Below are 24863 nucleotides of genomic sequence, written 5' to 3'. Positions count from 1 at the left end.
CTTGGAAATCTTTCTAAGGTTTATAACCTTCCGCGTCTTTATATATCTTTTCGATTACCTCATTGTTTTTCTCGGTAATCACTTTTCTTTTCAAACTTAATTTTGGGGTAAGCTCTCCTCCATCTATGCTCCACTCTTTTGGTAACAGCGCAAATCTTTTTACCTGTTCCCATTTACCAAAACCTACATTTGCCGCTTCGATAACCTCGTTATATTTAGTGAGTACCTGTTCGTTTTTAATAATCTCTTCGTTCGAGGTAAAAGTAATGCCTTTTCTTCCAGCCCAGGTTTTTAAGGTTTCGAAATTTGGAACAATCAGTGCAGAAGGGAACTTTCTATTTTCGCCCAAAACCATAATCTGTTCAATAAAAATTGATTCTTTATATTTATTCTCCAGCATTTGTGGGGCAACATATTTACCGCCTGCTGTTTTAAACATCTCTTTTTTACGGTCAGTAATTTTTAAAAAGCGACCGTCAACCAGTTCGCCAATATCTCCGGTATGGAACCATCCCTCCTTATCCACTGCTTCATCGGTTAAATCAGGTCGGTTATAATAACCTTTCATTACCTGGTGCCCACGGGTTAAAACTTCGCCATCCTGCGCTATTTTAACTTCCACACCTTTAATTACTTCCCCAACGGTACCAAACATGGTTCCGCCGAAATGATTAACCGTAATTACAGGTGAAGTTTCAGTTAGTCCGTATCCTTCAAAAACAGGCATACCAGCGGCCCAGAAAATTCTGGCCAAACGTGGATTTAGCGCCGCTCCACCCGATACAATCACCACAATTTCACCGCCCAGTGCTTCCTGCCATTTTTTAAAAACCAGTTTACGGGCAATCCCCAGTTTGAAGTTATACCAGGCACCTGCATCAATTGTATATTTTTCGGCCAAAGCTACCGACCAAAAGAAAATCCCTTTTTTAATCCCAGTTAGTGCTTTCCCCTTCTCCATTATCTTATCGTACACTTTTTCGAGAAGCCTTGGAACGGTTGAGAACACATTGGGTTTTACATGCTGAATATCGGCTACAATGGTTTCCATACTTTCGGCATAATAAACTCCTGTATAATTAAACAGATATAAATAAATGATCATCCGCTCGAAAATGTGCGAAAGCGGCAAAAAGCTTAACCCTTTTTTAACGCCTTCAGGTATCACCACAGCCGAGTTAACAAAATTAGCTACCAAGTTATGATGCGTTAGCATTACGCCTTTTGGCGTACCCGTAGTGCCAGATGTATAAATTAGGGTCAATACGTCTTCAGGGGCAACTTTAGCACGATATTCTTCTAAATCTATATCTGTACTCACTTTGCCCGATTCAATTAATGTATTCCAGTTTTCAACTTCAGTAATTTCGTTAAAACTATATATCTTAATGGCTGGGTTAATTGCATCGGCACAAGGCTTAATTTTTTTATACAAATCTTCATCGGCTACAAAAATAATGGCGATTTCTGCATCTTTTAAGATAAACTGGATATCGTGCTCGGCCAGGGTTGGATACAAGGGAATCTGATAGGCACCGATCTGGTTGGCTGCAAAATCGGCAATATTCCACTCAGGCCGGTTGTGCGACATAACAGCAACCCTACCTCCTTTACCTATGCCCTGTTTAATTAATCCGCGGCTTAAGTTATCTACGGTAGTACAAAAATCGGTTGTACTATAATTTATCCATTTTCCGTTAATTTTTCCGCTGATGAATTCTTGCTTTGGATTTTCGAGGCTATATTTCAAAAGATCAAAAACCCGTTTAATTTCTGCCGCCATATGAATTGTTTATTATTTGGTTAAGTTAAAAAATCAAACATAAAGATTAACATCTATATGCCTTTTTAATGAAAATAATACCTCGTAGTTAATAAAACGCTGTATTTACTTTTCGTAAAAAAATATTAAATAAACTTAGTGATTACAAAATTACTATGCAAGCATTGTTTTTTATCCTTGTGGATTTTTACCAAAAAAACATAAACGGCATTAAAGTTGTTAGGCAGATAATTATTTACAAAACATTTAAATTATGAAAAAGTTATTTACAATTTTAGGATGCATTGCATTGTTTGCCCTTACTACAACAAACGTTAAAGCTCAAAACTATAAAACCGGACTAGGTTTAGGTATTGACTTTGGTGATGGTGCTACATTGGTTGGTCCTTCAGTTAGGCATCACTTTAGCCCTAAAGCCGCTCTTCAAGGTGAAGTTTTATTTGGTGGAAACTCTACTATTATCCAGGGATTTCTTCAATACAATTCATCTATCCCGGGTGCAAAAGGTTTAGACTGGTATTTAGGTGGTGGTCCGTCGATTCAATTGTATGATGGTGGTTCTAGTTTTTACCTTGTTCCGATGGTTGGTTTAGATTATAAATTCTCTGGCGCACCATTGGCATTAGCTTTAGACTGGAGACCAAGACTTTACATTGGCGACAACGATAGTGATTTTAACGCTGGAAGATTTGGCCTAGGCTTTAGATATACTTTTTAAGCGGAGGGCGTTTGGCGCTGAGCGCTGAAAGACTAAGCTAAAGTATAAAGGCATAAAAAAATCCCGTAAGAAATTAATCTTACGGGATTTTTTTATATAAACAGGTTCCAATTAGGATTTAATATCCTAATTAGTATAACACAAAGTAACCCGTGTCCGATAGCTCATTGCTACTTTTTTATGGTTACACTGTGCGGGTTCCCATTTCGGACAGGCCTTTAATAATTCTATCATGTTACGATCCAATTGTGTATAATTTTTAGCCACTTTCTGATAAATGCCTATGTTTTTAACATGGCCAGTACCATCAATTACAAAAGTTGGAAAAACAACTGATTGCAAGGGCTCTTTATCTGTTCCTTTTAATGGTACTTTAGAGATAAACTTATAAAAGTTAGCAATTCCTCCAGGGAATTCGGGCATTTCATCAACATCTGTATACACGAATAGGTGCAATTCTTTATCGTAATAGCCCTTACAAGAAGTTTGCTGTACAAAACCTTGCTTATCCTTTAAAAAAGAAAAGCTTAAAAGACATAGTATAAATCCTAAATGTTTTATCATATACTGGTTTGTAACTGAATAAATATCTTAAATAAAAAGATCCCGTAAGATTTATTACGGGATCTTTTTATGAACTTTTAAATATTAACTGCAAATTGAAAACTTTTAACTGCGAACTGCCTAAATGCCTGTCCATTTTTTTAACACTGCTTTTTGAGCTGGTGTTGCATTTTCGTTTACAGTTGCCTTTAAGCGTACACTTGGATTTTCTTTCAAGCTTAAAGAAATTTCTTTTTCAATCCCATCGCGGATTACTTTAACTGTTAGCTGATCGCCAATTTTTTTATCAGCAACGGCAGGTAAAATATCCAGCGAAAATTTCGGTTCTTTTAATTTCACATTTTTCAGTGCATCACTTAATGATAAGCCATCAATCAGTACAATTACATCGTTAACATTTAAACCACTTACCCAAGCTGCTGAGTTTCTGGTAACCGAAGTTACTTCTAGCCCTTTAGTAGCCAATTGAACTGCTGCGCCACTAACCGGTTTACCAGGTGTTGCATTTTCTGTAGAAACATCAACACCGGCATATGCGAAATATTTTACATAGTCTACATCATCTACACCGTTTACATATTTCGCCCAAAAGTTAGTAAAGCTGATTCCTGATATTTTTTCAACCATTGCTTTAAACTCTGCATCGGTATAACCACGTTTTAAGGTTTTGCACTGCAGATACATGGCTTTCATTACATCATCTAAACTTTTAGCACCTTTGGTGGCATTGATGATTTCGAGATCCATCAAAATACCGATCACTTCTCCTTTATTATAGTAAGAGATGGAATTGTTTTTTGAATTTTCATTCGGGCGGTAGCCAATAATCCATGCATCATAACTAGATGAAGCAGCCGACTGATATTTAGCACCAGGGGTATTTAAAACTGTAGCCACGCCGCCAGCCAGATCTTTCAAAAATTCGTTTACATCGGTAAAACCTGCTCTGTGCAAGTATTTATTTTCGTAATACGAAGTAAATCCTTCTGCTACCCAAAGATTGGTCGTGTAGTTTTCGTTGTCATAATCAAAAGGGCCTAATGCTACCGGACGTAAACGCTTAACATTCCAAAGGTGGTGATACTCATGTGCTACCAGTCCTAAAAAGCCTTTATAACCTTCTACAGTATTGTAAGCATTTCTTGTAGCACCTAAAGTGGTAGAGTTTAAATGCTCTAAACCGCCCCCACCTTTTAAGAAATTATGAACAATGAAGAGGTAATATTTATTGGGATTTTCGCCATAAACTGCAGTTTCTTTTTCTACAATTTTAGCCATATCTACTTTTAGTTTCTCTTTATCGTAATTACTACCGCCATACATGGCTACTTCGTGACGAACGCCAGAAGCTGTAAATTCGAAAACATCCTGATTACCCACTTCAATAGGGCTATCGTAAAGAATATCAAAATCGCTAGCTTTATAGGTGAATTGCGCTCCGGCAACAGGCGTTAAACCAGTAGAAACTTTACTCCAGGTATTAAAGGGAATAATTTTTACAGTACTTGGCGATTTGATCATGCCATCAGGATGCATAAAAATCCCTGTTGGAGATAAGAATGCATGAGATTCGTCGATAAAAGGCGTACGTACCGAGATTTCGAATGCATAAACACGGTAATTGATCTGGATATTGGCAGCCTTGGCAGAGAAAATTCTCCAGGTGTTTTTCCTTACTTTTTCAAATTTTACGGTTTTACCTGCTGCAGTAGCCTTAAATTCTTCTACACTTTTTTCAAACTCACGAACCAAATAAGAACCTGGTGTCCAAACAGGCATTTTTACATCTACATAATCTTTTGCCAAGCCAGAAATATTCATCTGAACTTCAGCATAGTGTGCCTGTGGTTCTTTAAAAGAAACCTCAAAGCCTATTTTTACCTGCGCCTTCGCTGCCATAATACACGTTAGTAGTAAAACTAAACTTAAAATTGATTTTTTGTTAAACATATTGATATTGACTGTGTTTTGTTGCAAATTTAGATTTATTGCCGGGGTTTTGGAACAAAATAGCTAAATGTGGTGTAAAATAGTTGTTTCCGTCAGATTGGTTCATGACTAATGGTTAGTGGTTTTTTAGCCAATATAACCCTAAAAATCGATTGGCTTTCTCATCTCTAACTTGGTTATGGTGATATAAAGGCTAATTATATTGTATTTTCAGGCAGATTCACTCCAAACTGAAAACTGCCAACTCCAAACTGAAAAGCTGTAACATCCTTAATACAACAAATTTAGGACTAAACTATTTGAATATTTTTACGCTCTAATTCTGGAATATTAATCTTATTTTAATGTTCGGAAGGCGCACGACACAAAAAGAAACATGAAGAAAAGGTATATTATCTATGCTGTTTTAGCTATAGGCTTGGCTTATTTGGTCTATTACAGAATTAATGCAAATAAAAAACTCGAAGGGAAAGGCGGAGCATCTGCCGGGGCAGGAAAAGGTAAAGCTGGTGGCAAAGGAGGCGCATCTGCACCATTGGTAGTTGACGGAATCATAGTAAAACCGGTATCGTTTGATAATGATCTGGAGGTAACTGGTGCTATTGATGCAAACGAATCTGTTGTATTAAAAAGTGAAGTATCAGGATTGGTTACAGGTATCTATTTTCAAGAAGGTACAACAGTATCGAAAGGAAGTGTACTGGTAAAAGTAAACGACAGAGATATCCAGGCACAATTACAGGATGCCCTAACCAAGCAAAAACTTTCGGGCACAAACGAGAACCGGGCAAAACAGCTTTTGGCCAAAGGAGCAATCAGTCAGGAAGAATATGATACAGCACTAGCCGACTTAAAATCGTTGCAGGCGCAGGCACAATTAATCAGGGCACAACTGGCTAAAACGACCATCCGCGCACCTTTTACAGGTAGAGTGGGTTTACGTAGTATTTCTGCTGGAACATATTTAACACCGGCCACCGTAATTGCCAATTTGGTGAGCACGAACCCGGTTAAAATTACATTTTCCGTTCCTGAAAAATATGCTGGGCAGATTAAACTGAATTCGGAAATTACTTTTACTACTGATGGTTCTTCTAAAGAGAATAAAGGAAAGGTTTATGCTATCGAACCTGGCATTAACGCTGCAACCAGAACATTACAGATCAGGGCTCTGGCTCCAAATACCGATAATCTTTTATTACCTGGCTCGTTCGCAAAAATTAAACTGGCTTTAAACACCCTTCAAAATGCTATTCTTATCCCTAACGAAGCAGTTGTTCCTGTTTTAAAAGGTAAGATTGTTTATATCCAAAAAGATGGAAAAGCACAAGAGGTTAAAGTAGAAGCTGGTACGCGTACCGATGAAAATATTGTAATTACCTCGGGATTAAAAGCTGGCGATACGGTGTTAACTACCGGATCGATGGCGCTAAAAAAAGATGCTCCTGTAAAAGTTCATTTGGTTAAACAATAATTATGAGCATCTCAACCACGAGTATAAAAAGACCGGTTCTGGCCATTGTGATGAACTTATTGATTGTCCTTTTCGGGATAATCGGCTATACCTTTTTGGGTGTGCGCGAGTATCCATCTATCGATCCAACAGTGGTTTCGGTAAGGACTTCCTATCCTGGTGCCAACTCAGATATTATCGAATCACAAATTACCGAACCTTTAGAAAAATCGATCAATTCAATTGATGGTATCCGAAATATTTCTTCATCAAGCAACCAGGGAACAAGCAATATCACCATAGAGTTTAACCTCGATAAAAATATAGAAGAAGCCGCGAATGATGTGCGTGATAAAGTATCGCAGGCTGCCCGTACCTTACCTAAAGATATTGACGGTTTACCGGTAGTAAGTAAGGCCGATGCAAACTCTGACCCGATTTTATCAATGACCATCCAGAGCGATAAACGTAATACACTGGAGTTAAGTGATTTCGCTGAAAACGTAATTGCTGATCGTATCCAAACCATTCCGGGTGTAAGTAGCGTACAGATCCAGGGGCAAAGGAAATATGCCATGCGTATTTGGATGGATCCGAATAAACTAAGTGCGTACGGCTTAACTTCACAAGATATTGTTACCGCTTTAGATAATGAAAACGTAGAGCTTCCATCAGGAAAAATCACTGGAGCTACTACCGAACTAACGGTTAAAACTTTAGGAAAACTGACCAACGAAAGCGAGTTTAACAACTTGATCCTGAAAACAGATAGCAACCAGGTAATCAAATTAAAAGATGTAGGTTATGCCGTTTTAGGGCCTGAAAACGAGGAAACCATTCTCCGCGAATCGGGCAGACCGATGGTGGCCATCGCCATTATCCCTCAGCCAGGAGCCAATTACCTCGATATCAGTAAAGAATTTTACAAGCGTTTTGACAAGTTAAAAGCCGATATCCCTCAAGACATTAAGCTAAAAGTTGCATTAGACAATACGCTATTTATCAAACGTTCGGTAACCGAAGTTGCCGAGACCATTGGTTTATCATTGGTACTGGTAATTTTGATCATTTACCTTTTCTTTAGAGATTGGGCTATTGCCTTTAGACCATTGATCGATATTCCGGTATCATTGATTTTCACTTTCTTTATCATGTACGCCTTCGGATTTTCAATTAACGTATTGAGCTTGCTGGCCATTGTACTCGCTACGGGATTGGTGGTAGATGATGGTATTGTGGTTACCGAAAATATCTTTAAAAAGGTAGAAGAAGGGATGTCGCCTTTCGAGGCAGCCATAAAAGGATCGAACGAAATCTTTTTTGCTGTAATTTCGATCTCCATTACCCTTGCAGCGGTATTCTTACCGGTAATTTTCTTGCAGGGATTTGTTGGCCGCTTGTTTAGAGAGTTCGGAGTGGTAATTGGTGCAGCAGTATTGGTCTCGGCCTTTGTATCGCTTACTTTAACACCAATGTTAAATGCCTACCTGATGAAAAAAGGAGGACATAAACCATCCAGGTTTTACAATTGGACCGAACCCTATTTTGTAAAATTAAATGATGCCTACGAATCGAACCTGAATAAATTTTTGGATAAAAGATGGTTATCCGTTCCAATCATTTTGGTTTGTATGGGCTTAATTTTCTTATTCTGGAAGATTTTACCAAAAGAAACCGCTCCGTATGATGATAGAAGTGCGATAAACATTAATGCGACTACTCCAGAGGGTGCATCTTTTACCTATACGGATAAGTTTATAATGAAACTGAACCAATTGGTTCTCGATTCTGTTCCCGAAAAAAATGTGAACATTACCATTACCTCGCCAGGTTTTGGTGGCTCAGGCTCGGTAAACTCTGGTTTTGTAAGGATGGGTTTAACTGATCCTGAAGATCGTGAGCGTTCGCAAAAAGACATTGCAGATATGCTTACCCGCATTACAAAGAAATATACCGAGGGCAAAACCATTGTAAATCAACAACCAACGATCTCAGTTGGTCGCCGTGGAGGGTTACCGATCAGTTATATCATCCAGGCACAAAATTTCGAAAAATTAAGGGAGAAAATTCCTTTGTTTATGGATGCCGTATCGAAAGACCCAACATTCACCGTTTCGGATGTGAACCTGAAATTTAACAAGCCTGAAATTAATTTAACCATCGACAGGGATAAAGCCAAAAATTTAGGCGTTTCCATATCTGCTATTGCCCAAACCTTAAATTTAGGTTTAAGTGGTCAAAGGTTCTCGTATTTCTTTATGAATGGAAAACAATACCAGGTAATTGGCCAGTTCGATCGTGGAGATCGGAAAGATCCATTAGATTTGAGCTCGGTTTACGTACGTAATGATAAGGGCGAATTGGTTCAGCTCGACAATGTGGTTACTGCTAAAGAAGAAAGTAGTCCGCCACAACTGTACAGGAACAACCGTTTTATCGCAGCAACTGTTTCGGCGGGTTTAGCACCGGGTAAAAGTATTGGTGAAGGTATTGATGCCATGGACGCCATTTCTAAAAAAGTATTAGATGAAACTTTCTCTACTGATTTAAGTGGAGAATCGCGGGATTTTCAAGAAAGTTCTTCAAATACCTTCTTTGCATTCGGCCTGGCCCTCCTATTGGTTTATTTAATTCTTTCAGCGCAGTTTGAGAGCTTCAAAGATCCGATTATTATCATTTTAACCGTACCTATGGCGGTTGCAGGTGCATTTTTATCGTTATGGTTATGTGGCCAAAGCTGGAATATCTTTAGCCAGATTGGTACCATTATGCTTATTGGTCTGGTAACTAAAAATGGTATTTTAATTGTTGAGTTTGCTAACCAGTTAAAAGAAAAAGGTATTCCAATCCCCGAAGCCATTCGTGAAGCTGCTGTTTCGCGTTTGCGCCCAATTTTAATGACCAGTTTGGCCATTGCCATTGGTGCCCTACCTATTGCATTGGCTTTAGGAGCTGCCGCAAAAAGTAGAATGAGTATGGGAACCGTAATTGTTGGCGGTACCTTATTCTCTTTGGTTTTAACCTTATTTGTAATCCCAGCCATTTACTCTTACTGGGCTAAACCATACAAACCGAATAAAGAGTTGAAAGAAGCCCATCGTTTTGAACAGGAAGCTTTACATATAGAAGAATAAGATGAGCAAGAAATTAAAAATATTTATCCTACTGCTAAGCTTATCCCTTTCGGGCTTTGCACAAGAACAGCTGAGCTTGCAGGAAGCCCTTACCATTGCTTTACAGAATAATTACGACATTAAAATCAGTAAAAACCAGATCGATATGGCAAAGAACAATGCCAATATCGGCAATGCGGGTATGCTGCCCAATTTAACTGGAAGTTATACCAATGGTGGAAGTATCCAGAACACCCGCCAAACTCCCGCGACTGGTCCTGACCGGGTAATTACAGGAGCAAAAAGTACCAATAACAGTTATGGAGCCGATTTAAACTGGACCATTTTTGATGGTTTTAGTATGTTCGCCAATTACGACCGCTTAAAAGAGCTGCAAAAACAGGGTGAATTAACTGCACGCTTAACCATTTTAACCACTGTAGCCGATGTAATTACCGCCTATTATGATATTGTAAGACAGCAGCAATTGGTTATAGCAGCTGATAGTGCTATGGATGTTTCGGTATTACGCACCAATATTGCCAAAACAAAACTGCAGCTTGGCCGTGGTTCTAAACTGGATGTATTAACCGCACAGGTTGATTATAATACCGATACTTCAAATTACCTACAAACTAAAAATGCCTTACAGGTAGCTAAAGTTCGATTAAACCAACTGATGGTAAGAGATATAGGCACTTCGTTTTCTGTTGTTAATAACATTGGTGTAGACAAAGGTATCCTCTTTAGCAAAATGGCCGAAATGGCCGAGCAGCAGAACCCGAATGTACAAAACGCCTTCATCAATCAGCGGATCGCTTCCCTGACCTTAAAATCAGTACGTGGGGCAAGATATCCTTCTATCAGCTTAAACTCCGGATACAGCAGGGCGAACAGTACCAGCCCTACGGGCTTTAACCAAAAGTTTGCTGCAAACGGATTCACTTATGGGGTTACGGCAAGCCTTAACTTATTTAATGGCTTTTTACAGCGTCAGCAAGAACGCAATGCAAAGATCGAGATCGACAATTCTATCCTGAATTTAAACAAAACCAAACTTGATGTAAACGCACAGTTGCTTACCGCCTATCAAAATTACAGCACCTACCTTGATCTGATTAAATTAGAGCAACGAAATGTAGATATTGCAAAAGAAAACCTGGATATTACTTTGGCAAAATACCGTTTGGGCAGCATAGCTCCTTTAGAGTTAAGAGAAGCACAACGAAATGCGATAGATGCACAGAACCGTTTCATCGAAATGCAATATCAGGCCAAAATTGCCGAAACAACACTGAAAGAAATCAGTGGAAATATAAATTTATCTAATTAATTTTTATATTTAGTCCCATGATACTTGTTGCAGATAGTGGCTCATCAAAAACCGATTGGATGGGCTATCATAATGGCGAAACCATTAAATTTAACACTCCTGGAATAAACCCTTATTTCTTAAGTGAGCAAGAAATTACCAAGTTGATTTCTAAAAATGAACCCTTATTACAATATGCGAGTGAGGTAAAAGAAATCTACTTTTTTGGAGCGGGTTGTTCTTCACCCGACAAACATGAAGTAGTCTCAAATGGCCTGTCAGCTGTGTTTGGCAATGCTTTTATTTCAGTAGATCACGATCTTCTGGGCTCGGTATATGCTACATGCGGAAATGCCGAAGGCTTAAACTGTATTTTAGGCACCGGATCGAATATCTGTTATTTCGATGGAAAGAAAATTCACGATGGCCACCATGGCTTAGGCTATGTACTTGGCGATGAAGGTTCTGGTACTTTTTTTGGAAAAAAAGTGCTTTTAAGCTACATGTACAATAAAATGCCATCCAACTTAGCGGCAGAATTTAAAAAATCTTTCCCGGCAGAAAAAGAACAGATTATTACCAATGTATATCAAAAACCTTTCCCTAATATCTATTTAGCAGGTTTTAGCCGTTTCATGGCCAGCCATACAGACCATCCCTTTATTCAGGATATTTTAAGAACTGGCTTTCAGGAATTTGTAGATACGAATGTTAAAGATTATCCTAAACATAAAAACGTTCCATGCCATTTTGTGGGCTCCATAGCTTATTATTACCAGGAAACATTAATTTCGGTGTTATTAGAAAACGGCATTGAACCTGGAAAAATACTACAGAAACCTATCGAAGAGTTATTTAATTTTATCTTAAATAAAGAAGGCATCGTACAACAAGCGAGTTAAAATCGAAGTCTAATTTTTAGCTACTATAAATTTATTGTTAAAATATCCTTAAGATTGTAAACATAACAACATAAACTTTTGTTATATTTTTTAACGGCATATAAATGCTAACACATATGAAGAGAATACTGGTAGTAGACGATGATATTGAGGTTTTAGAAACCATACAATTAATACTGGAAATCGGAGGATTTAAAGTTTCGGCACTAAATGATGGTGAAGAAATCTTTAACAGGATTGAAAAATTTAGTCCTGATTTAATCTTACTGGATATTTCTCTCGGGCATATCGATGGGCGTGTGCTTTGCGAGCAGTTAAAATCAATTGAAAGTACCTCGAAAATTCCAATTTTACTGATTTCTGGTTTATACGATCCAAAAGATTTTACGACCTTAAACTACGGTCAGGACGATTTCTTATCAAAACCATTCCAAATGGATGTATTGCTTAAAAAGATCAGTAAAATTCTTTCACTGGAAGAAGATAAACCAAGTTTTCTTTTAAATTAAGTTAATCCAACATTAAAATATTTAGCCAAGAGGATTTTTAAATCTTCTTGGCTTTTATTTTTATAAAAATCTATCTTAAAACAACATCATATTACCAGTGAAGCAAGGTTAAAATCTTTGCTTGGTAAAATATTAGCGGTGGTCTGTGAGGACACAGACCACGGAATTGAAATACAGGCTATGGAATAGGCGCTATGAGTGGAAACCCCTCCTACTGGCACAGCACAACCTGATCTAAACCCGATGGCACGAATGCCCGATCCTTCAATCGGCAGCAGGTACAGCGGGACGAACATTAATTGAAATACTGACTTTGCTTTCCAAATTATTATAACTGTGTAATTAAAGCAACTAGTGGTCAGTGAGACACAGACCATGGAACCGAATTAGCTACGTGAGGAAAAAAGGTCTTCGACTCCGCTCAGACAGACAACGACTATATTAAACTTTAACAACATAGTGGAAATACAGACTATGGAATAGACGCTATGCGTGGAAACCCCTCCTACTGGCACGGTACTACCTGATCTAAACCCGATGGCACGAATGCCCCCGATTAAGCACTGCTTTTTTATTATACTATTATGTACTTGCTTGTTTTACAGGTTTTCATCGGGGCAGCAGGTACAGCGGGACTAACACTAATTGATGTACTGGCTTTGCTTTTCAAATCATTATTTAAACTGTCTAATAATAAAAACAACCAGTGGCCCGTGAGACACAGCGTATGGATCAGAAATTGGCTTCGCAATGATGACTCACGCGGCTGTCATTTTGGCAAACAAATTCTTTTGGAACAGCCCTTGTTATGCAGGATATAGATTAAACAATTTATTTACATATGAGCATACAAGAAAAAGGAAATATCTCCATACATACCGAGAATATCTTCCCGATAATTAAGAAGTTTTTATACTCTGATAACGAAATTTTTCTTCGTGAGTTGGTTTCTAACGCAGTAGATGCAGTCCAGAAAATTAAAAGACTAGGTTCATTAGGTCAGTTTAATGGCGAAGTTGGTCAACCATTGGTGCAAGTTGCGGTTGATAAGGATGCAAAAACCATTACCATTAGCGATAATGGTTTGGGGATGACTGCGGAAGAGATTAAAAAATACATTAACCAGGTTGCCTTTTCTGGCGCAAGTGAGTTTGTAGAGAAATTTAAAGATGCTAAAGATGCCAATGAAATCATCGGTAAATTCGGTTTAGGTTTCTACTCGGCCTTTATGGTTGCAGATTTAGTTGAGATTCAAACATTATCATACCAGGATGGCGCTGAACCTGCACGTTGGGTTTGCGATGGCAGTACGGAATTTGAAATTACTGAAGGCACTAAAACTACACGTGGCACTGATATTATCCTCCATGTAAACAAAGACTCGGAAGAGTTTTTGGAAGAAAGTAAACTGCAGGAAATTCTTGATAAATACGCTAAATTTTTACCTGTTCCAATTAAGTTTGGTACTAAAACAGAATCGGTTGAAGATGGCGTAGATGAAGAAGGTAAAGCAAAGTATAACGATGTTGAGGTTGATAACATCATCAACACCACCAACCCGATCTGGACAAAAGCTCCTGCAGATTTGTCAGACGAGGATTATTTAAGCTTTTACCGCGAATTATATCCATTTAGTGAAGAACCATTATTCTGGATCCACTTAAATGTTGATTATCCTTTTAATTTAACAGGCGTACTGTATTTCCCTAAATTGAAAAACGATTTCGAAATGCAGCGCAACAAAATTAAATTGTACTCTCGCCAGGTATTTATTACCGATGAAGTTAAAGATATTGTTCCTGAGTTTTTGATGTTATTGCACGGTGTAATCGACTCTCCGGACATTCCGTTAAATGTATCGCGTAGTTTCTTACAGGCCGACAGCAACGTTAAAAAGATCAACAACTACATTACTAAAAAGGTTGCTGATAAATTAGGTGAATTATTTGCTAAAGACCGTAAAGCTTATGAAGATAAATGGAAAGATATTGGTCTTTTTGTAAAATACGGGATGATCAGTGAAGAGAAGTTTTATGATAAAACCAAAGATTTTGCTTTAGTTGGAAACACTAAAAATGAGCTTTTCACACTCCCTGAATATAAGGAGAAGGTAACCGCATTACAAACTGATAAAAACGGCACGGTGGTTTATTTATATACCAATGACGCTGCTAAACAAGATGCATTTATCCAATCGGCCAATAAAAAAGATTACGATGTTTTAGTATTGGATTCGCCAATCGACAATCACTTTATTAATCAATTGGAGCAAAAACTAGAGAAAACATCAATCAAACGTGTTGACTCGAGTGTCGCCGATAAATTAATTGAGAAAGATGAGCAGAACGAGCATGTTTTAACAGAAGATCAGGTAAAAGAAGTAACTGCTATTTTTGAAAAAGCCATTACCAAACCAGGTATGCATGTAGAAATTGTGGCTTTACATCCTGAAGAATTACCAGTTACCATTACGATGGATGAATTTATGCGCCGGATGAAAGATATGGCTGCAATGGGTGGCGGAATGGGCTTTTATGGCCAAATGCCAGACAACTATAAGGTTGCCATTAATGGAAACCATAAATTGGTAAGTAAAATTTTAAAAGCTGAAGGAGAAGAGCAGCGTAACCTGGCTAAACAAGCGGTAGATTTAGCACTTTTAGCACAAGGTATGTTAACTGGTGCAGAATTAACAGCTTTTGTAAGCAGAAGTGTAGAATTAATTTAATCTGGAAATTCTGTTATAATTTAAAGGGGAGAAATCGGATCGGTTTCTCCCCTTTTCTTTTGCGAGGGGCATAAAAAAAAGTCTTGATCAGATCAAGACTCTTAGGTAAGAATTTTCGGGAACTCTTAGATTAAAATTAATATTGTTTAGCTTGCTATTGGTGCTTGCTTTTGATCTACATTGAAGTAATCTTTATGATCTTCGATCATTTTGGCAATCGTAGCCGCTTTAGTATCAGTTATTTTAAATTCGAACAATGGCTCTTGATTTTTCTTTGATCTCACCATTTTCTCTGTGTAAAAGCGGTATACCAAACCATTGGTTAATAAACCATATTTAGCTTTTGTTTTACGGAAATACTTAGATAAGCGTGAATCATGGATATCTAAATTTTCAGCATGGTGTTTACATTCTACCAAAATTGTTGGTTCGCCATCTTTCATAATGGTGTAATCAACTTTTTTACTTTTTTTAACCCCGAAGTCTAGAACAGCTTCAGATTGAACCTCAGAAGGATCAAATCCTAAGATTTGGATAAAAGGCATAACTAACGCATTCCTGGTTAAATCTTCAGATTGAACCTGTGGAAGCATTTTCTTAATTCTTACGGCAAACTGCCCGATTTCGTCTTTCAATTCCATGATGTTATCTATTTTAGGTAGTTAGTTTTTTAAATTGTATTGATTAAATACCGAGTTTGCAGTAATAATAATTTGATCTAAACTTTGTTTATCAAAAAAATTTCTGTTTAACATATCAATCATATAAGTCAATTTATTGATATCATTTGCCCGCATGGTGAATTGAAAACTTTTCATACCATCTTTTATTGCCTGCTGAACGTAGTTACGTACAACCAGGAAAGATTTTCTGAATGCGTATTCGCCATCTAACTGGCCCTTAACAAGGTTTTGTCCATCAAGATTGCTATATTCATTTTGCATTCTCTGGTACATATCTGCGTTGATTCCTTGATTTTTCAGAATCCCCTTGTAGTAGATTTTATTAAGTAAATACTCGTATTCGTTGTGTTTCATGTGGAGGCTTGGTAGATGTAGGGGAATGTTTCTTTGCTTTTCGGTACTTTTGTTTTTTGGTTTTTAATGATCTTTAACCCAGTATTGTATGGCCTGTTTTTAATTTTATTATCTACAGGCTACACAAGATTGGGCAGGCAGATGTTTTTTACAATTAATAGTTTTCACTACTAATTATTTTGTTTTTGGCAAACAGTATAAAGATTATAAAAAGAAGGGGGCTAGCTAATTTTTTTACATCAACCACCCAGAATATTACACGAAACCTGTGTTTTTTTTAGACGAAACCTGGGATAAGTTTTTTTTAGTGCATTTGTTAATTCAATTCATTTTTATTTAACTTGCATTCAAATCAAATAAACAAACATATTTATACTCATGAATCTAAAATGCGTTGTTATAGACGACGAGCAACATGCAATTGAAGTGTTAACTGACCACATTGCAGAAATGCCTGGTTTAACAGTTTTTAAAACTTTTACCAGCCCTGTCCAAGCACTTACTGAGATCAGTATTGAGGACGAAATTGATTTATTGTTTATGGATATTGATATGCCAGGAATCAATGGATTGGAACTGGCTAAAAATATCAGAGAAAAAGCAAAATATTTGATTTTCACTACTGCTCATCCTGATTATGCCCTGCAGGCATTTGATGTACAATCAGATCAGTACTTATTAAAACCCATTTCCTTTGCAAAATTTGCACTAGGTATTGATCGGATTTTAAAAAAGGAAGCAAATAATACCAAGGTTAGTACGAAAGAAGCTGATCAGGTGGCTGCCCTTTATATAAAAGGCGACCATAAATATGCTTTTTCTAACATCGCCATTGATGAAATACTTTACATCAAAGCGCTACAGAATTATATACAGATTATTACTAAATCTGAAACCCACACTACCTACCTAACACTCAAGGAAATTGAAAAGGCCTTAGAAAACCACGCATTTATCCGTGTTAATAAATCGAACATTGTTGCTAAAGCGGCAATTAAAAAAGTAGATGGAAATATAATCCGTTTGGTAAATAATGAAATGATCCAAATTGGTGAAGGTTATAAAGAAACTTTCTTCGCCTATGTACAGAGCAGTTTACTTAAATCGAACCGGAACCAGTAATTAGAACCACATCCTTTCTCTCATTTTAGATAGTAGATTAGTTCGGAGACTAAAATTCCATAATGAAACTTGTCATTACCGTATGGCTTTGATCTCCTGTTGGATTAGTTTGATAGTTGTTTTGAACTTTGATGTTTTTATAAACAAAAACAGTTTTTTTAGAAAGTTTCGGAGTATTTTGAGTTTTCATAGTATAATTATTAAATATGAGGATAACTTATTAAAATAAATTAATTATGAAATTAAAATTCCATGATGAAACTTGTCATTACTGTGTGACTTTGATCTCCTGTTGGGTTAGTTTGATAGTTGTTTTGAGCTTTGATGTTTTTATAAACAAAAACAGTTTTTTTAGAAAGTTTAGCTGAAGTATTTGTGTGTTGAGTTTTCATAATATATTGTATTTAAATTCTTATTGTTATCGTTATTATTAATTTTCTGTAAAGATGCACCTCAAAATCAGACCCAGCCACTTTTTTACACAAACACCTACTTTTGTAAGATAAAAACCCTATTTCAATAGATTAAAAAGAAAAAAATGAACTTTTTACATATAAAAAAATTCTACGAAAAGTACAAGTTTCACTTATTGGTATGGAGTCTTTACATCATTTATGAGGTATTTATTCTTGGTTTAGCAACGCGTAGTTTCAGAGAACCCGGAGCTTATCTACTGGTTTACATTGTTAATATTTTAACATTTTACACCTATGGTTTTTTACTAAAAAAAATGATAAATACGGGATCTAATCCCATAAAAATTTTGAAGATTACGGCACTTCTTGTTGTTATGATTTTTGCATACGTAGTTTCTACATTTCTTCTTATTATCTTATTTGAAAAAATAGGTTTAATTGAAGAAAATCCATCAAGATCCTTTGATCGGGAGTTCATATTACCTTGCATCTATCGTTCAATATTATTTGTTGGTTATTCTACGGGCTATGTTTATATCATCAAATCATTTCAGGATCAAAAGAAGGTAGAAGCGCTTGAAAGACAAAACCTGGTTACCCAGATAGAGAAACAGGCACTAGAGAACAACCTGGTGCAATCGCAAAACAATTATCTACGGAGCCAGATCAATCCGCACTTTCTATTTAACACTTTAAACTTTATTTATAACGACGCCCGCAAAAAGGCACCCATGGCGGCAGATGCAATTATGAATCTGGCCGAAATGATGCGTTATGCACTAAAACGTCCTGAAGCATCAGAAATGGTTCCACTAAGTGAAGAAATTGAGCAAATTGAACACCTGATCAATCTCCATAAACTCCGAACGGCTAATACAATTAATCTGGAACTTGAGGTAACGGGCGATATGTTCGGATTAAGATTTCCACCGCTTATCTTATTAACTTTGGTTGAAAACATATTTAAGCATGGAAATGTTTCACACTCTACTCAACAGGCCCTTATTAAAATTGCTTACCAAAATGACAATCTTAATATCCGTACCATAAACATGATTAATGATAATAAGGGCAAACAGGCAGAAAGCCATCATGTTGGGATTGACAATATTAGCAAGCGCCTTAGTAATTTTTATGGCAATGATTATGTATTCCGGTATTACAAAGACCCGCTTAACCGGTATATTACTGAAATAAATGTAACTGTTGTTAACCCCTTGGCCAGGTTAAACCGTTAAGCTTTCATTGCATTTTGACGCTGGATATCTTTTAGCAGAAAATAATACATAACCATTTCATGTGTCCGCTGATCTTTGCTGAAAAGTCTGTTTACGTGCATATGCATTAAATCGGTTAATAATTTTAATGCGTTTTCAGGAGCACATTGTTTAAGAATTTTGATAAACGAATCCGAAAACTTATTGAACGCCTGCTCCTGCGCGGTTGTTAAGGCCGTCCACTCTGTTTTACGAAACTCCTGATAATGACTGTTTAATTGTTTAAAATCAGCAGCATCTAATCGATGTTCCTCATTAAAGCTATCAGACATTATTCTCACAGTCTTATTGATGGCTAGCTTATCTATAATGTTAGACCCGATAATGTTTGAAATCAAAAGACTACATAATTTATATTTGTTGAAATCATCAGTCTGAGTTTGTAAAAGCGATAATACAAATTCACTATCTACAGCAAAATGCTGCTCAACATCTTCGATCATGTTGCTGCCATAACGCTCTAACTCACGTTTATAGGTTTTAATCTGTACATCAGACACCAAACCTGAATTTAAAAACAACTCCAGATCATCCATGAGTTTTGATGTTAACAGCTGCCCATCCCCTGGATTGTTTAGCTGAGCCCTAAACCTGATGTGGTTTCCATTTTCATTGTAGCGGATAAAAAACCACGATTTGACCTGATCAGTATGAGTGGATATGAAGGGTGCAATTACTTCTGTCAAAATCTGATCACCGCGTTGCTGGTGGCAATATATTTCGAAATACAACCATTCTTTACCCAGCAGGAAAAATCGTGTTACCTCAGCATTTGCCGATGTTTTAGCCAAACCACGATAAATTTGTTCGCCATGACCTATACTTAAAACAAACTGAGCTAAATAGGGTTTAGTTGCTTCATCAACCACAATACTGTTTTCTGGCAGGAACATTTCTTCTATGTAAGTACTTCCCTGTTTTTGCAGGTATTGCAGAAAAGCATTTATATCATCGTCATTTTGTAGTGCAAAGCATAATGTTTGATCGGATATACCTGCTTTAAAATATTCGCTAACGCCTAAATTTTTCAGGTATGACCTACAGTTGGCAACGGATAGCGGCTTTTGATCGGCACCTAAAATGGCTTCTTTTTTAATTCTCCATTTATTACTGCTTAAAACTATATTTTGATATTGTAACCTTGGATAATAATCCAAATCAGGGAAAACAGTATCAAGTGGAAAGGAAAGATTTGTTTGTAAGCCTTGATATTGCAAATCGCACAGTAACCTAAATACAGAAAGATCTGAACGGATGTAGTTGTAAGCAGAAGCCATTCTTGGTACGAGCCGTTTATTTAAATGCTTAGAGCGAAGAATAATCTCTGTGCCCCGAATTGAAATCTGTATATCATTTAAGGCAAGTGGCGATGATGAGGTATCAAAATTTAAGATTGATAATTGATGCCCGTAAATCAGTTTTCGCCTGTTTACATTATCTACGTTGGCCTCTACCATATAAGCCACATCAAAAAATAGAACCTCGGGGTTTGCTTGTTGTTCTGCACCCGCAATGTCTTTGGCATATTGTGTTACATCATCGGCTGCCATTGTAAATCTTCCACTTAATGCATTTGATGTTGCTCCACCTATCTGTTCGATAAAAATCAAATCGTTATGAACAGACATTACCATGCTAAATGAATTGGGTAAGGCCGCTAATTTCTGATTCGGCGTTAAGGTAAGTTTATTCAGATAAACAGTTTTACCTTTTTCGAAGTTTTGTTCCGTCAGGAAGGTTTTTAACGCCGTTTTAATATTTTCTACCTCCGCTTTTTTCGGCGGCTTTGTATTGAAACGTGTGATAAACTCGCTGTTTTGACCAGCTTGTTCCAGCTCATCGTAGCCTACACCCATTTCTGGATCCAGTGCCAGTAATAATGGTACTTCCTGATCTTCAAATTTCTTTTTAAACCTGATCTGAAACTGGCTAAGGGCATCACGATCTTTTACGGGCATCACACCATGGAGCATATTGATCAAACCTGGAATAGCCTGAAACAAACGTTCATTAATACCGCCCGATAAAACTGTGCGTTGCGCGATAAGATATTTTGGCAACTCAGCCGTAGCGGTGAGCCCTAAACGTTCGAAATAATCATCCCCTATAATATTGGGATCGTAATTGGTGAAAATAAGCTGTAAATCGTGCATATCCTGCAGCAAGCCAAACAGGTTTTCGGTTTCAGCGTCATTTAAATTTAATTGTTTTGCCAGATCGTTAAGCCTAATCGGTATTAAGCAAGCAGCTAATATTTGCTTTACAAAGTCGTCTTGATCTAACTCAGCCAGTTCAAAAACACCATCGGTACAGGCTATATACCGGATACTGTTTGGTGTTAAATAATAACTGCTATTACTAAATATGAGGCAGTTCTTTCGCAGTACTTCTGCCAATGGCAATTGAATATTATTCTTATAAGGCCAATCAACCAGTTCGCGTACCTTTTGGGTTTCTTCAACTACTATTCTACTTTCTGATGATTTAATGGCATTGCTTAACAAACTAAAACCGGCAAAAGTACCATATGGTGTTGACCGGAATTTCGAACGGTTAAAATATTTCCAAATGGTAAAATAAACTTTAGGTGGAAGATCCTTTAGTTCGTTTGCCTTTACTTCTTTTATGGTTTCGTAAAATGTTGCAGAAGATATTGCTATTGCCGCTTTTAATTCCTCCCAGCAATCTGCAAGTTCAGATTGATATGAAAATTTAGGTGTTCTAAAAATTACGGTTGGTTGGATATTAAGTTTCATTGAATTTAAATGGTGAGCGAAAATTACAAAGATTAATTTAAAAAGTTATCAATTGACAGTTTCAGTTTGCAGTTCCATACGCACAATCCTTTAATATTGCATTAAAATTCAGGGGCACATAGGTCTGGTTACAAATCCCCGACCAACTTAATATAAACCAAAAAGCCATCTTCTTTTAGGAAGATGGCTTACCGGGACGTTAATTGTATTTTATTTTTTGGTTACTTTAAATTCTGTTCTTCTGTTTTTTGCTCTTCCTTCCGGATTATCTTTTTTCTTGCGTTTCACTACGATTTCGTTTGGTGCAATCGGCATTGATTCTCCATAACCTTTAGAAGTCATTCTGGCAGCGGCAATTCCTTTACTTTCTAAATAATCTGTGCAAGATTTAGCTCTTCTGTTCGATAGATCTAAGTTATACTCATCTGTTCCAATGTTATCGGTATGAGAACCCAACTCGATTTCCATTTCTGGATTATCTTCCATAATCGGGATCAGGAAGTCTAACACTTTTTTAGAAGGCTCAGTTAATTCGGCACTGTTAAATTCATAATAAACGTTATCCAAAGCCATAGGGATACCTAATTTGAAAGGACTTAAGCAATAATCTTTATAAATCAAGGTATCTGCTTTTGCCAATTCTTCGTAAGGATAGTTTTTAGTAATTGCGAAATAATTATCTTTCGCAAAAAGCAATTTGATTGGTCTTTTCGAATCTACTTTAAACTTATATATACCATCAGTACCTGTGGTAATTTTCTGAGCACCTTCTACATTGGTAAGCGTTACATTTGCCCCTGCTAACGGCAATTTAGTTTTACAGTCAGTTAAAATACCTGCGATTGAGAAGTATTCTTTTTTCACTTCAAATACCTCTAAGCAGCATGATGATTCGCGATCAGAACTGATATATCCCTTTGTTCCCTTATCATCTGTTGCAGTGAAGTAAAGATCATCTTTTGATGAGTTAAACGGATAACCAGCATTTTTTGGCTTGGTCCAATCCACAAGATCACCTTCTGATTCAAAGAAATCGAGACCACCAAAACCTACTCTACCATCGGTACTGAACAATAACTTTTTGGTTGATGGGTTGTAGTATGGTGCACGTTCATCATCTTCAGTATTAATGGTTGGGCCAAAGTTCACTGCCTGACCTAAAGATCCATCTTCACGAACGGTACAATACCAAAGATCGTACTTACCATAACCACCGCTTCTATCAGATGAGAAAAGCAGGAATTTACCGTCGCTGGTTACAAATGGTTGGGTTGAATTAAAATCTTTACTGTTTACCTGTAAACCAACCGGTAGTGGGTCTGCCCATTTATCACCTGTTTTTTTTGAAGAATAAATGGCATATTTTTCTTTATCCTTCCAGCCCGTAAAGTACACTGTATTTCCATCAGGAGTAAAAGTAGCCGCAGCAACTTCCATGTTTTTAGGGAGACTGATATCGATTTTTTTCACTGCAATATCAGCCAAAGTTAATTCGCCCTTAGCTGCATAAATATTATTAAGGAATGGATTGGTTTTAGTAGATACCTGAACTTCTCCGGCAGCTGTTTTAACCATGTCTTTTTTACTACCTACAGCAACCGGACGGGATGAAGTAAAATACAGCTCGTTGTTGATTTTAACAGGCGCATAATTAGAGCCTAAACCATTTACATTACCAGGTACTTTTTTAACCTGTACCATGCGTGGAAAACGCATTTCTTCAATCGCAAATTTGCACGATTCTATTTCCTTTTGGGCGTCTTTTACCAAAGCATCACCAGGATTTTTTTGGATAAACTGCTGAAAAGCATCGATAGCAAGGTTAAATTTTTTATTTGCCCTTAAGCTTTCTGCATAATAAAATAGCGCCTTTCTAAAACGTGTATTGGTAAAGGTGATCGCTATGGCATAATATTTTTCAGCCTCGTTAAATTCTCTATACAACCTACTAGATTCTGCAAGGTTATAAATCGATCCTTCATAATCGTCTATCACTTTATCATCAGTCGCTGATTTTCTTTCCATACCGTACGGTAAAATGGCCTGGGTACTATCTCCAGTAATTTTTAAGGCTTTTTTATAAAAAGTAGATGCTGCATAGTAGTCCTTATTTTCGAAATAAGTATCTGCAACCTTTTTATAATTCACCACATACTGTGCGTTTGCAAAACCGCCAAATGCCACTAACAAAAAGAGTAATATTTTTTTCATTTGATTAATTATAAACGTGGACAAAAGAAGTTTGGACCAATAAGACCGTTACGGCCAATTAAGGATATCGAAAGCTCTAAACCACCGTTACTGTTAGAAGCGCGGTTGAAAGTAGAGGTATTAATATCGTAACTTAACCCGAAAACCATATTCTTTAACTGTAGGCCAACAAAGGCAATTGCAGCATCTTTATTACGGTAGTTACCACCAAACAGAATGTTTGCTGATGGATTAACATTAAGCTGTGCATAAGCACCTAACGATACCTCGTTTGTGTTACCCTGGTACATAAACAATGCATTAGGTACAATATCTAATAACTCTGAAGCCTTGATCCGTGCACCGCCATGTGCAGTAAAACGAACTGGGATACGTGAATTTGAACCAGAGAAACGATCCATAGGGCGGGTTAAGTGTGCGGCACTTGCGCCTAAGAAAACGTTTACGTTTTTGTTAGGGTTACCATCAAAATACATGATACCTGCATTTACATCAGGGACCAAAGAAGATTGAGATGAAAGTGTTTCGCCGCTCATCATACCACCATCATAACCTGAAATCGGATTAAACTGGTTACCAAATCTAGCTTGAGAAAAATCGAAACTGCGGTTAATGATACCAGCTTGCAAGCCGAAACTCACCATCTGTAAACCTTCAGCACCAAACCTTAAACGGTACGAACCCGATACCAGCGCAGACAGGTAGTTAAAATCTAACTCCCCTGCCCTTTGGTTTAAAATGGTTGCACCAAACGCGAAGTTCTTTTTCGGCGCCATATCAAAAGATGCACCGCCCGTTAAAAAAGAACTGTTTAGTGCACTCCATTGTTGTTTAAAGTTTACAGTTGCCCGGTAATCGCCGTCTATTACCCCGGTTAAGGCCGGGTTAAGGTATAACGGATTTGCATAATATTGTGAAAAATGCGGATCAGTTTGTGCAAAGGACTTAGCTGTACACAGCAGCAATCCTAGCACTGCAACATATATTTTTAAAGCCGATAGTATTTTCATGG

At 37.1% G+C, this 24863-nt stretch carries 19 protein-coding genes; 9 read left to right on the top strand and 10 right to left on the bottom strand.

Going from position 1 to position 24863, the window contains the following annotated elements; all coding sequences use genetic code 11:
• Nucleotides 1-13: 13 nt before the first annotated feature.
• Entirely contained in the window at nucleotides 14-1783 is a 1770-nt protein-coding gene (locus ACTJKN_RS16950; RefSeq protein ID WP_440826839.1) for an AMP-dependent synthetase/ligase, read from the bottom strand.
• Between the two features lie 253 nt (nucleotides 1784-2036).
• Between ACTJKN_RS16950 and ACTJKN_RS16945 the strand changes: the two genes are divergently transcribed.
• Nucleotides 2037-2501, top strand: a complete 465-nt coding sequence (locus ACTJKN_RS16945; RefSeq protein WP_057933119.1) for a hypothetical protein — start codon at nucleotides 2037-2039, stop codon at nucleotides 2499-2501.
• A gap of 126 nt (nucleotides 2502-2627) precedes the next feature.
• Here the strand turns inward: ACTJKN_RS16945 and ACTJKN_RS16940 are convergent, their stop codons facing one another.
• Together ACTJKN_RS16940 and ACTJKN_RS16935 are read right to left on the bottom strand one after the other, a co-directional pair.
• The gene (locus tag ACTJKN_RS16940) at nucleotides 2628-3065 is read right to left on the bottom strand and encodes a hypothetical protein (RefSeq protein ID WP_440826837.1); all 438 of its coding nucleotides are present in this window, start codon (nucleotides 3063-3065) and stop codon (nucleotides 2628-2630) included.
• A gap of 120 nt (nucleotides 3066-3185) precedes the next feature.
• Entirely contained in the window at nucleotides 3186-4964 is a 1779-nt protein-coding gene (locus ACTJKN_RS16935) for a M61 family metallopeptidase (protein ID WP_440826835.1), read from the bottom strand.
• Between the two features lie 427 nt (nucleotides 4965-5391).
• On the opposite strand from ACTJKN_RS16935, the gene ACTJKN_RS16930 reads away from it, so the two are divergent.
• The 6 genes from ACTJKN_RS16930 to htpG all read left to right on the top strand — a co-directional run bounded on the left by ACTJKN_RS16930 (nucleotide 5392) and on the right by htpG (nucleotide 15032).
• A complete protein-coding gene (locus tag ACTJKN_RS16930; RefSeq protein WP_440826833.1) occupies nucleotides 5392-6489 on the top strand; it encodes an efflux RND transporter periplasmic adaptor subunit in 1098 nt (365 codons plus the stop codon).
• 2 nt (nucleotides 6490-6491) lie between these two features.
• Complete coding sequence (locus ACTJKN_RS16925; protein WP_440826831.1) at nucleotides 6492-9602, top strand: efflux RND transporter permease subunit; 3111 nt, start codon at nucleotides 6492-6494, stop codon at nucleotides 9600-9602.
• Between the two features lies 1 nt (nucleotide 9603).
• On the top strand, nucleotides 9604-10914 hold the full coding sequence (locus ACTJKN_RS16920; RefSeq protein ID WP_440826829.1) for a TolC family protein: 1311 nt from the start codon (nucleotides 9604-9606) through the stop codon (nucleotides 10912-10914).
• A 17-nt stretch (nucleotides 10915-10931) separates the two neighbouring features.
• Complete coding sequence (locus tag ACTJKN_RS16915; protein WP_440826827.1) at nucleotides 10932-11795, top strand: N-acetylglucosamine kinase; 864 nt, start codon at nucleotides 10932-10934, stop codon at nucleotides 11793-11795.
• Between the two features lie 116 nt (nucleotides 11796-11911).
• A complete protein-coding gene (locus ACTJKN_RS16910) occupies nucleotides 11912-12304 on the top strand; it encodes a response regulator (protein ID WP_230144492.1) in 393 nt (130 codons plus the stop codon).
• A gap of 841 nt (nucleotides 12305-13145) precedes the next feature.
• Complete coding sequence (htpG, locus tag ACTJKN_RS16905; protein WP_440826825.1) at nucleotides 13146-15032, top strand: molecular chaperone HtpG; 1887 nt, start codon at nucleotides 13146-13148, stop codon at nucleotides 15030-15032.
• 146 nt (nucleotides 15033-15178) lie between these two features.
• Here the strand turns inward: htpG and ACTJKN_RS16900 are convergent, their stop codons facing one another.
• Together ACTJKN_RS16900 and ACTJKN_RS16895 are read right to left on the bottom strand one after the other, a co-directional pair.
• The gene (locus tag ACTJKN_RS16900; RefSeq protein WP_057933126.1) at nucleotides 15179-15673 is read right to left on the bottom strand and encodes a type I restriction enzyme HsdR N-terminal domain-containing protein; all 495 of its coding nucleotides are present in this window, start codon (nucleotides 15671-15673) and stop codon (nucleotides 15179-15181) included.
• Nucleotides 15674-15694: 21 nt separating this feature from the next.
• Nucleotides 15695-16069 (bottom strand): hypothetical protein, encoded by a 375-nt coding sequence (locus ACTJKN_RS16895; RefSeq protein WP_440826824.1) that lies wholly within the window; start codon nucleotides 16067-16069, stop codon nucleotides 15695-15697.
• A gap of 378 nt (nucleotides 16070-16447) precedes the next feature.
• Between ACTJKN_RS16895 and ACTJKN_RS16890 the strand changes: the two genes are divergently transcribed.
• Nucleotides 16448-17191 carry a LytR/AlgR family response regulator transcription factor gene (locus tag ACTJKN_RS16890; RefSeq protein ID WP_440826823.1) on the top strand — a complete coding sequence of 248 codons (744 nt, stop codon included), beginning with the start codon at nucleotides 16448-16450 and terminating at the stop codon, nucleotides 17189-17191.
• A gap of 49 nt (nucleotides 17192-17240) precedes the next feature.
• Here ACTJKN_RS16890 and ACTJKN_RS16885 read toward each other — a convergent pair whose 3' ends face one another.
• On the bottom strand, nucleotides 17241-17381 hold the full coding sequence (locus tag ACTJKN_RS16885; RefSeq protein WP_440826822.1) for a hypothetical protein: 141 nt from the start codon (nucleotides 17379-17381) through the stop codon (nucleotides 17241-17243).
• A 52-nt stretch (nucleotides 17382-17433) separates the two neighbouring features.
• Complete coding sequence (locus ACTJKN_RS16880; protein WP_440826820.1) at nucleotides 17434-17583, bottom strand: hypothetical protein; 150 nt, start codon at nucleotides 17581-17583, stop codon at nucleotides 17434-17436.
• A 146-nt stretch (nucleotides 17584-17729) separates the two neighbouring features.
• Here ACTJKN_RS16880 and ACTJKN_RS16875 point away from each other — a divergent pair, with 146 nt between their 5' ends.
• Entirely contained in the window at nucleotides 17730-18845 is a 1116-nt protein-coding gene (locus tag ACTJKN_RS16875; protein WP_440826818.1) for a sensor histidine kinase, read from the top strand.
• Here the strand turns inward: ACTJKN_RS16875 and ACTJKN_RS16870 are convergent.
• The 3 genes from ACTJKN_RS16870 to ACTJKN_RS16860 all read right to left on the bottom strand — a co-directional run bounded on the left by ACTJKN_RS16870 (nucleotide 18842) and on the right by ACTJKN_RS16860 (nucleotide 24861).
• Nucleotides 18842-21640, bottom strand: a complete 2799-nt coding sequence (locus ACTJKN_RS16870; RefSeq protein WP_440826817.1) for a thiopeptide-type bacteriocin biosynthesis protein — start codon at nucleotides 21638-21640, stop codon at nucleotides 18842-18844. The two genes, ACTJKN_RS16875 and ACTJKN_RS16870, sit on opposite strands and share 4 nt — an antisense overlap.
• Nucleotides 21641-21850: 210 nt before the next feature.
• On the bottom strand, nucleotides 21851-23851 hold the full coding sequence (locus ACTJKN_RS16865) for an OmpA family protein (protein WP_440826815.1): 2001 nt from the start codon (nucleotides 23849-23851) through the stop codon (nucleotides 21851-21853).
• 8 nt (nucleotides 23852-23859) lie between these two features.
• A complete protein-coding gene (locus ACTJKN_RS16860) occupies nucleotides 23860-24861 on the bottom strand; it encodes a PorP/SprF family type IX secretion system membrane protein (protein WP_440826813.1) in 1002 nt (333 codons plus the stop codon).
• Nucleotides 24862-24863: the final 2 nt, after the last annotated feature.

It is taken from the genome of Pedobacter sp. 22163 (genome assembly GCF_052045595.1).
Lineage (GTDB): Bacteria > Bacteroidota > Bacteroidia > Sphingobacteriales > Sphingobacteriaceae > Pedobacter.
Note: the sequence above shows the minus strand (reverse complement) of the source record. Positions and strands in the feature narration are given on the sequence as shown.

Coding starts and splice junctions, on each gene's coding strand:
- ACTJKN_RS16950 (WP_440826839.1), bottom strand. CDS start 1,783: ATGGCGGCAGAAATTAAACGGGTTTTTGATCTTTTGAAATATAGCCTC.
- ACTJKN_RS16945 (WP_057933119.1), top strand. CDS start 2,037: ATGAAAAAGTTATTTACAATTTTAGGATGCATTGCATTGTTTGCCCTT.
- ACTJKN_RS16940 (WP_440826837.1), bottom strand. CDS start 3,065: ATGATAAAACATTTAGGATTTATACTATGTCTTTTAAGCTTTTCTTTT.
- ACTJKN_RS16935 (WP_440826835.1), bottom strand. CDS start 4,964: ATGGCAGCGAAGGCGCAGGTAAAAATAGGCTTTGAGGTTTCTTTTAAA.
- ACTJKN_RS16930 (WP_440826833.1), top strand. CDS start 5,392: ATGAAGAAAAGGTATATTATCTATGCTGTTTTAGCTATAGGCTTGGCT.
- ACTJKN_RS16925 (WP_440826831.1), top strand. CDS start 6,492: ATGAGCATCTCAACCACGAGTATAAAAAGACCGGTTCTGGCCATTGTG.
- ACTJKN_RS16920 (WP_440826829.1), top strand. CDS start 9,604: ATGAGCAAGAAATTAAAAATATTTATCCTACTGCTAAGCTTATCCCTT.
- ACTJKN_RS16915 (WP_440826827.1), top strand. CDS start 10,932: ATGATACTTGTTGCAGATAGTGGCTCATCAAAAACCGATTGGATGGGC.
- ACTJKN_RS16910 (WP_230144492.1), top strand. CDS start 11,912: ATGAAGAGAATACTGGTAGTAGACGATGATATTGAGGTTTTAGAAACC.
- htpG (WP_440826825.1), top strand. CDS start 13,146: ATGAGCATACAAGAAAAAGGAAATATCTCCATACATACCGAGAATATC.
- ACTJKN_RS16900 (WP_057933126.1), bottom strand. CDS start 15,673: ATGGAATTGAAAGACGAAATCGGGCAGTTTGCCGTAAGAATTAAGAAA.
- ACTJKN_RS16895 (WP_440826824.1), bottom strand. CDS start 16,069: ATGAAACACAACGAATACGAGTATTTACTTAATAAAATCTACTACAAG.
- ACTJKN_RS16890 (WP_440826823.1), top strand. CDS start 16,448: ATGAATCTAAAATGCGTTGTTATAGACGACGAGCAACATGCAATTGAA.
- ACTJKN_RS16885 (WP_440826822.1), bottom strand. CDS start 17,381: ATGAAAACTCAAAATACTCCGAAACTTTCTAAAAAAACTGTTTTTGTT.
- ACTJKN_RS16880 (WP_440826820.1), bottom strand. CDS start 17,583: ATGAAAACTCAACACACAAATACTTCAGCTAAACTTTCTAAAAAAACT.
- ACTJKN_RS16875 (WP_440826818.1), top strand. CDS start 17,730: ATGAACTTTTTACATATAAAAAAATTCTACGAAAAGTACAAGTTTCAC.
- ACTJKN_RS16870 (WP_440826817.1), bottom strand. CDS start 21,640: ATGAAACTTAATATCCAACCAACCGTAATTTTTAGAACACCTAAATTT.
- ACTJKN_RS16865 (WP_440826815.1), bottom strand. CDS start 23,851: ATGAAAAAAATATTACTCTTTTTGTTAGTGGCATTTGGCGGTTTTGCA.
- ACTJKN_RS16860 (WP_440826813.1), bottom strand. CDS start 24,861: ATGAAAATACTATCGGCTTTAAAAATATATGTTGCAGTGCTAGGATTG.